Below are 9,365 nucleotides of genomic sequence, written 5' to 3' on the forward strand. Positions count from 1 at the left end.
AATGACGTCAAATGCCTCTCCTTGTTTAACAGGTTCGCCTGCAACATCAAATAGTATTTCTATGACCGTTTCAAACAACAACAATTGGGTAGGAACAACTGGTCTTTGGAGTGATACTGCCAATTGGTCTTGTGGTAGTGTTCCATTAGATTCTTCGATAATTACTATATCCAGCGGAACACCAACACTTGATGTTAACTTTACTGTTGGAAACTCAGGTTCGTTAACATTAGATGGAACTGCATCTTTAATTATTGCGCCAAATGCCTCATTAACTGTTGATGGTTCGGCAAATTTTAATGCAAGACCAGTTTTGTTTGAGTCGGATGCGACCGGAACAGCAGAATTTGGTGCAATGACAGGAACTTTAATCGGAGCAACCAACGTAACTACACAGCGTTATTTCCCTGCTAAGAGAGCTTTTAGGTTTACTAGTTCTGCTGTTACGACAAATACAACAATAAGAGAAAATTGGCAAGAAAATGTAAATAATAGCAACACCACGTTTACAAACAATCAAAATCCTAATCCAGGATTTGGTACACATATAACTGGTGCTGGTGGAAGTGCTAACGGATTTGATACTACAATTTCTAACGCCAGTTCTTTATTTACTTTTAATAATTCCACTGCTCTTTGGACTGCTGTAGCAAATACTAACGTAAATACATTAAATGCAGGTGTACCTTACCGAATAAACGTTAGAGGTGATCGTTCTATTGACATGTCCCTTACGAGCCCAACAGCTACTCCAACAACCTTAAGAGCAACTGGTACACTTTACACTGGAACTTTTGAACCCTCAAATTTAAGTAATACTGCATTTGCATATAATTTTATTGGAAATCCTTATCAAGCACCAGTAAATATGAAAACGGTTCTTGATAATGCTACAAACCTTAACAATCTATTTTACTATGTTTGGGATCCAACGCTTAATACTAGAGGAGCCTATGTTTCTGTAGATTTATCAACAACGAACGGAACTCCTAACATTGGTTCAGCAAATAAATTTTTACAACCTGGTCAAGCGTGTTTTGTAAGAACAGTTGCGAATGGTGGAGCAACAATGACCTTTGAAGAAAGTTATAAAAATTTATCCGGTTCAAATAATTTGGTATTTAAAAATGCAAATCAAAGCATAAGCGCAACTTCTAATATTAAAATGAGCCTATATGATAGTAACTCATTAGCTTTAAATCAAACGGCATTAGATGGATCTATAATATTCTTTGATGATTCAAACAATAATGGTGTAGATCAAAACGATGCAGCAAAATTTGCTAATCCTGATGAAATGTTCTCTACTTTCAATAATGGTGCCTTAATAAGCATTGAAAAAAGAATGCAACCAACCACTTCTGATATTATACCCATTCGTATAAGTCAATATAGAGGCACCAATTACACGATAGTGGCTCAAGGAGAAAATCTTAATGGAATTCCTGCTTATTTACATGATCAATTTCTGCAAACTTATACTGAAATTCCACAATCTGGGTCTGTAAATTATCCTTACACGGTAGTTACTACTAACACACAAACTTCGGCAACAGATAGATTCAGAATAGTATATAGTAATCCTTTATTGAATACTGCAAATAATGAATGGAAAAACTTTACACTGTACCCTAACCCATCCAAACAAGGTAATTTCAACATCATTTTGGGACAACCTTTAGAAAACGGAAAAGTAACAATTTACAATACTTTAGGTGTGAAAGTTTACAATCAAGATTTAGAAAATACAATAGAGAATAGTATTACTCCTAATCAAAGTATGCCTACAGGAATATATTATGTAGAAATTCAAAATGGTAACGAAAAGAGTATAAAAAAATTAATAATTGAATAATAATATGAAAACAAATAAAATTAAAAATATACTATTAATCATATTCCTTTTTGTTAACATAACCGTTTCCTTTTCTCAAGGAGAAACAGATCCATGGCAAGGGCAAGCTCCACCTCCTGCTTTTGAAGAAGACACAGCAGACAACACGCCTGTTTTGCCCATAGACGAGAAACTATGTCTATTAATATTTTCAGGAATAATTTTGGGTGCCTACATAACCAACAAACATAAGATAATAAAAAGTAAAAATGCTTAGTTCATTTAAGGCAGTAAAAATTATTTTTAAGTTTTACAATAAAAGTATATGCATCTTTATTACCTTTTTTATTGTAATATAAATAATAATAAAATAATTATTTATTCAATAAGTTTGACTGCAATTTTTATTTTTAAATTCATAGAATTCACAAGGGTGTTATCCGTGTGAATTCTTTTTTTTATTTAAGTATTAGTCAAATTAAATAAAACCAAAAACTAATATAAGATAACTTTTACAAGCTGTAAGTCCCTAAACAAAATTGATTTTTATGAATAATATTATCCGAACAGTTTTTACTATAAGTAGAATTTCTTTCAATAAATTTGTATCAGCTTTTGGGTTTCTGATTTTGTTATTGGTTGTTTTGTCCCTTTGTGGGAAGACAACCTAAACTTGGAATGGAACTACAATCGCATCCACTTCAGGTTCAAATACTAAAATCATGTCTGCAGTATTTACTTCCCAAAAAGGAGATAATAATGGAATAACCACACTTAGGGTAATATCATCATTTCATAATAAAATGGTAACACTAAAATGTTGTGTTAAACAATTTAATTTTATAGTTTTGCCTGCTTTTGAATTTTAATGCTAATTTGATTACTTTTTTGAATTAATTTTTTACTAAAGTAGTAAATAGATGCTTTAAAGGATTTGGTATTATAAATTATCTTAAAAAAATTCAATTTTTAACGTTGAATTGGTTTATCTTTTTTATTTCCTAGGATTTACGATGAAATAAAATTAAATAACGAAACGGATTATTTTTAGACTATTTAAAAAGTTAATTCGCTTTGATAATAAAACCCATAACAACAAATTTAATTTTTAATCTACTAACAAAATATATTTATGAAGAATTTTACTTTTTTTAATGCATTAGTACTGCGAAGGTATTTTGCATTGATGTTTTTTTTAGGGCTTATGTCCAGTGGGAATGTTTGGGGGCAATACACCGTGAATTTCGAAGGGGCAGGTGAAACGAAAAATGCATATGGATCAGGCAATGTTTCCCTTAGCGGTATTCAATGGAATATGACTGAAGCATTGATTGGTACTGCTGCTAATGATTATAAAAATGGAGTTCGTTCTGCAAGAATACGTGGTCACAGTTCATCATCGATGACAATGAATAGTAATAAGTCTAATGGTTTAGGAAGCATCTCATTCAAATATTGGAGATATGGAACTGATGGACAAGCAACCTGGAAAGTTGAATATTCAACTAACAATGGGTCTACTTGGACACAAGCCGGATCTAATTTTACACCACCAGCGAATAACAACGAACAGACATTCTCTGCAACATCAATTAACGTTACTGGAAATGTACGTGTCAGGATTATTCATGTTAGTGGAGGAAATATCTCTGTAGACAGAAGATTCAACATTGACGATATAACACTTACAGACTATGTTGTCGCCAACCCTAGCATCTCCTCTTCAGATTCTCTCTCTGCTCTTACAACCACCTACGGCACAGTTTCTTCCAATACAACTTTTAATGTTTCAGGTACTAACATGACTGCTGGTATTTTAGTAACTCCTCCAGCTGGTTTTGAAGTTTCACAATCTGCAAATAGTGGTTTTGGTTCTGCAACCACAGTTGGTTCGGCTGGAACTATTGCCAGTACACCAGTGTATGTTCGGTTAGCAGCAACGACTGTCCCTGGAACTTATTCAGGAAATATTGTTTTAAGCAGTTCAGGTGCCTCTAACGTCAATGTTGCAACGGTTTCAAGCACTGTTAGTACCAAAAACTTAACCATTTCAGGTCTTACAGGAAACAATAAAGTTTATGACGGGAATACAACAGTTTCTGTTACAGGAACTGCAGCATATGCAGGTTTAGAGAATGGTGAATCTTTCACTCCATCAAGTTCAGTTACTTGGGCATTCCCAAACGCGGATGTCGGAACGAATATAGTATTAACAAGAACAGGATCTTATTCTGCTCCATCATCAAACTACACTGTAACTCAACCTTCTTTAACAGCAAACATAACCGCAAAAACATTAACCATAACAGCAAATAATGTCACCAAAACAGCTGGATTGCTACTTACAGATGGTGTAGGTTCGACGGCATTTTCAAGCGTTGGCTTAGTAGGAAGTGAATCAATCGGAAGTGTTTCGATTGCTTACGGAAGTGCCGGTGCAACCACAGGTGATGGCGCAACTCCTGGCGTTTATTTGAATCAAGTTACTCCATCTGCGGCTACTGCAGGGACGTTTTTAGCGTCCAATTATGATATTACCTATGTTTCAGGAACTATAACTGTTGAGGAAGCTCCGGCAAATCCAACAATAACTGTGACGGGTTCATTATCAGGTCTTTCAACGATTTATGGCGCACCTAGTACTTCAACTAGTTTTACTGTATCTGGTGCTGCCATGAATGAGGGAATTACAATTACACCACCAATAGGTTTTGAAGTAGCAACCTCTTCTAATTTTTCAACTACAATCGGTACAAATAGCGCTCCTTTAATCATTGGAAGTGCAGGAATTATTGCTAATGCAACTATTTATGTAAGATTAAGAGCTGTTGCAACAGTAGTAGGATCACCTTACTCAGGAAATATTACATTGACAAGTTCGGGAGCTAGTTCGCAAAATATAGCAACGGTTTCAAGTTCTGTTTCTGCTAAAAACTTAACCATTAATGGCTTAACAGGTACTAACAAAGTATATGACGGTTCAACTACAGCAACAGTAACCGGAACTGCTGAATACAGCGCTTTAGCAAATGGGGAGAGTTTTGCAATAGTAGGAACGGCAAATTATAGTTTTACGAATGCCGCAATTGGTACTAGTAAAACTATAACAGTTACAGGCTTTGAGGCACCAAGTTCCAATTATACTATAACACAACCAAGTTTATCAGCAAACATTACAGCAAAAGCATTAACAGTAACTGGTGCTAGTGCTAGCAATAAAACATACGATAGAACTAATACTGCTACTATTTCAGGTGGTACATTGGTAGGTGTGGTTTCGCCAGATGTGGTTTCGCTAATTCCAACAGGTACGTTTGCACAAATAGGTGTTGGTACGTCAATTAGTGTAACCTCAACCTCAACACTAGGTGGTGCAGGTGCAGGTAACTATACCTTAACACAACCTACTGGATTATCGGCAGACATAACCGCAAAAGTAGTAACTCTTACAAGCCCTGCTGCAACAAATAAAATATATGATGCCACCACTACTGCAATTATTACGGGTACTTTAAACGGTGTTATTGTGCCAGATGCAGTAACCTTATCAGGTACAGGTACATTTGCACAAGTAAATACTGGTTCTGGTATATCGGTAACTTCTACTGCAACTTTAAGTGGAGCAAATTCTGGCAACTATACGCTAATCCAGCCAACTAACCTAACAGCAAATATCATTGCAAAAACATTATCAATAACTGCGGCATCCGTTGCTTCTAAAACGTATGATGGTAGTACCACAAGTGGCACTGTAACTACAGGTACTTTATCTGGATTTGTTGGCTTGGAAACGGTTTCGGTCTCATCAGCTACAGGAACGTTTGCCAATGCCAATGTGGGTACTGGTAAAACAGCGACCATTGTTTACACTTTAGCAAATGGTTTAAATGGTGGTTTAGCTAGCAATTACAGTTTGGCGAATACTACTGCCTCGGGAAATATTACTGCAAAATCATTAAGTATAACAGCAGCAACAATTGCCTCTAAAATTTATAATGGAACAACAGCTACAGGAACTATAACAGCTGGTACTTTAACTGGCTTTGTTGGTAGTGAAACTGTCGGTATTACTTCTGCAACTGGGGTTTATCAAGATGCAAATGTTGGAACTGGAAAATCAGCAACAATTTCCTATGTACTTGGAAATGGTAGTAATGGTGGTTTAGCAGCTAATTATGCTCTTTCGACTACTTCTGCAAATGGTGATATTACCCCAAAATCACTTACAGTAACTGCAAATAATGTAACCAAAGAAATTGGTACAACTTTAACTGGAGGTGCTGGTTCTGCTGATTTCACATCGTCAGGTTTAGTATTGGGTCAAACTATTGGTTCTGTAACTATTACTTATGGAACAGGTGCCGGTGCAGGAGCTGCAGTTGGTACTTATAGCAATCAGGTAATTCCTTCTGCTGCAACAGGCGGTACATTCTTCATTTCTAATTATTCGATTACGTATTTAGTTGGAAATATAGTAGTTCAAAATACAACAGCTATAGTATTATCAAACATGGGTGCTGCAGTAGTTGAAGATTTTGATAGTATGGGAAGTAACGGTACAGCCAGTCTTCCAATAGGTGTTCGTAGAGGTAATAATTTTACAAGTGCGACAAGTACTGCAACATTTGCTTACGGTACTTCAGGTGCTGGGGTTGTAACTGGCACAAGCTCTGGTGGAACAATAAATTGGGCGAATGGCGTTACGGCATCAGCTACAGATCGAGCACTCGGAATTTTAAATACAGGTAGTATTTCAAGTCCCCAATATATTGTAGCTTCTGTACTAAATACTACTGAGAGTACTATAAACTCAATAGAAATTGACTGGGATTATGAAAAATATCGTTCGGGAAGTAGGGCCTTTGATTGGACTTTCTTTCATGGAAATAACGTTAGTCCTACTATTGCTGCCACGGGAGGTAATCAATCTTATAGTGCTGACGCAAATAACACAACTGTTTTTAACCCTCCAACAGCAATATCAAAAACGGTTATTTTAAATAACTTATCTATTGAGTCAGGTCAGCGATATTATTTTCTTTGGACCTTTACTGGAAATGGCGGATCAACTAATGGTCAAGGTATTGGTATAGATAATTTATCAATCAAACCTTGTAGAACAACTTCCATAACTTCGCAGCCTTCTTCAACCGCTCAGAGCACTTGTATTAATGGTACTGCTTTTAGTCCACTTTCTGTAACAGCTAGTGGCACTGATTTAGTATTTCAATGGGAGCAAAGTACTGATGGTGTTTCAGGTTGGATTGCTGCAGTAGGTGGAACAGGAAGTACTACAAATTCATTTACACCATCTAATGTTAGTGCAGGTACAATATACTATCGTTGTATAATTACCAATGGATGTGGAGAAATTACAACTAGCGAGCTTTCTGCAGCTATAACCGTTTCAAACAACAATAATTGGATTGGTACTGGCGGTTTGTGGAGTGATACTGCCAATTGGTCTTGTGGTAGTGTTCCATTAGATTCTTCTATAATTACTATATCCAGCGGAACACCAACGCTTGATGTTAACTTTACTGTTGGAAACTCAGGTTCGTTAACATTAGAAGGAAATGCATCTTTAATTATTGCGCCAACTGCCTCATTAACTGTTGATGGTTCGGCAAATTTTAATGCAAGACCAGTTTTGTTTGAGTCGGATGCGACCGGAACAGCAGAATTTGGTGCAATGACAGGAACTTTAAGCGGAGCAACTAACGTAACTACACAGCGTTATTTCCCTGCTAAGAGAGCTTTTAGGTTTACTAGTTCTGCTGTTACGACAAATACAACAATAAGAGAAAATTGGCAAGAAAATGTAAATAATAGCAACACCACGTTTTCAAACAATCAAAATCCTAATCCAGGATTTGGTACACATATAACTGGTGCTGGTGGAAGTGCCAACGGATTTGATACTACAATTTCTAACGCAAGTTCTTTATTTACTTTTAATAATGCAACTGCTCTTTGGACTGCTGTAGCAAATACTAACGTAAATACATTAAATGCAGGTGTACCTTACCGAATAAACGTTAGAGGTGATCGTTCTATTGACATGTCCCTTACGAGCCCAACAGCTACTCCAACAACCTTAAGAGCAACTGGTACACTTTATACTGGAACTTTTGCACCCTCAAATTTAAGTAATACTGCATTTGCATATAATTTTATTGGAAATCCTTATCAAGCACCAGTAAATATGAAAACGGTTCTTGATAATGCTACAAACCTTAACAATCTATTTTACTATGTTTGGGATCCAACGCTTAATACTAGAGGAGCCTATGTTTCTGTAGATTTATCAACAACGAACGGAACTCCTAACATTGGTTCAGCAAATAAATTTTTACAACCAGGCCAAGCGTGTTTTGTAAGGACAGCTGCGAATGGTGGAGCAACAATGACCTTTGAAGAAAGTTATAAAAATTTATCCGGTTCAAATAATTTGGTATTTAAAAATGCAAATCAAAGCATAAGCGCAACTTCTAATATTAAAATGAAATTGTATGATAGCAACTCGTTAGCCTTAAATCAAACTCCATTAGATGGATCTATAATATTCTTTGATGATTCAAACAATAATGGTGTAGATCAAAACGATGCAGCAAAATTTGCTAATCCTGATGAAATGTTCTCTACTTTCAATAATGGTGCCTTAATAAGCATTGAAAAAAGAATGCAACCAACCACTTCTGATATTATACCCATTCGTATAAGTCAATATAGAGGCACCAATTACACGATAGTGGCTCAAGGAGAAAATCTTAATGGAATTCCTGCTTATTTACATGATCAATTTCTGCAAACTTATACTGAAATTCCACAATCTGGGTCTGTAAATTATCCTTACACGGTAGTTACTACTAACACACAAACTTCGGCAACAGATAGATTCAGAATAGTATATAGTAATCCTTTATTGAATACTGCAAATAATGAATGGAAAAACTTTACACTGTACCCTAACCCATCCAAACAAGGTAATTTCAACATCATTTTGGGACAACCTTTAGAAAACGGAAAAGTAACAATTTACAATACTTTAGGTGTGAAAGTTTACAATCAAGATTTAGAAAATACAATAGAGAATAGTATTACTCCTAATCAAAGTATGCCTACAGGAATATATTATGTAGAAATTCAAAATGGTAACGAAAAGAGTATAAAAAAATTAATAATTGAATAATAATATGAAAACAAATAAAATTAAAAATATACTATTAATCATATTCCTTTTTGTTAACATAACCGTTTCCTTTTCTCAAGGAGAAACAGATCCATGGCAAGGGCAAGCTCCACCTCCTGCTTTTGAAGAAGACACAGCAGACAACACGGCTCCGTTGCCTATAGACGAAAAAATAGGTTTATTAATATTTTCAGGAATAATTTTAGCTGGGTTCTCAATAGTAAAAAAACAAAGAAAAATTAATCAAGCAAACTAAAATAAATTTAACCTTTATTAACAACAAGAATGCCCTAAAGAATTAGAAACTCTCTAGGGCATTTATATTTTATTATAAGAATT

Annotated in this window: 4 protein-coding genes; all 4 read left to right on the forward strand. The window is 35.4% G+C overall.

Annotation, left to right across the window (positions count from 1 at the left end; translation table 11 throughout):
• Positions 1-1,855, forward strand: a 1,855-nt coding sequence (locus ABD766_RS14840) for a T9SS type A sorting domain-containing protein (protein WP_344817422.1), incomplete at its 5' end; no start/stop codon positions are given.
• Between the two features lie 4 nt (positions 1,856-1,859).
• Positions 1,860-2,111: a hypothetical protein gene (locus ABD766_RS14845; RefSeq protein WP_344817423.1), complete on the forward strand. Its 252-nt coding sequence runs from the start codon at positions 1,860-1,862 to the stop codon at positions 2,109-2,111.
• A gap of 855 nt (positions 2,112-2,966) precedes the next feature.
• Positions 2,967-9,026, forward strand: a complete 6,060-nt coding sequence (locus tag ABD766_RS14850) for a T9SS type A sorting domain-containing protein (protein WP_344817424.1) — start codon at positions 2,967-2,969, stop codon at positions 9,024-9,026.
• A 4-nt stretch (positions 9,027-9,030) separates the two neighbouring features.
• Complete coding sequence (locus ABD766_RS14855) at positions 9,031-9,282, forward strand: hypothetical protein (protein WP_344817425.1); 252 nt, start codon at positions 9,031-9,033, stop codon at positions 9,280-9,282.
• The last annotated feature ends 83 nt before the right edge of the window (positions 9,283-9,365 follow it).

It is taken from the genome of Flavobacterium cheonanense, assembly GCF_039539185.1.
GTDB classification, from domain to species: domain Bacteria; phylum Bacteroidota; class Bacteroidia; order Flavobacteriales; family Flavobacteriaceae; genus Flavobacterium; species Flavobacterium cheonanense.

Bases quoted from the DNA above. Each gene is read 5' to 3' on its own strand.
- ABD766_RS14845 (WP_344817423.1), top strand. From the start codon at position 1,860: ATGAAAACAAATAAAATTAAAAATATACTATTAATCATATTCCTTTTT.
- ABD766_RS14850 (WP_344817424.1), top strand. From the start codon at position 2,967: ATGAAGAATTTTACTTTTTTTAATGCATTAGTACTGCGAAGGTATTTT.
- ABD766_RS14855 (WP_344817425.1), top strand. From the start codon at position 9,031: ATGAAAACAAATAAAATTAAAAATATACTATTAATCATATTCCTTTTT.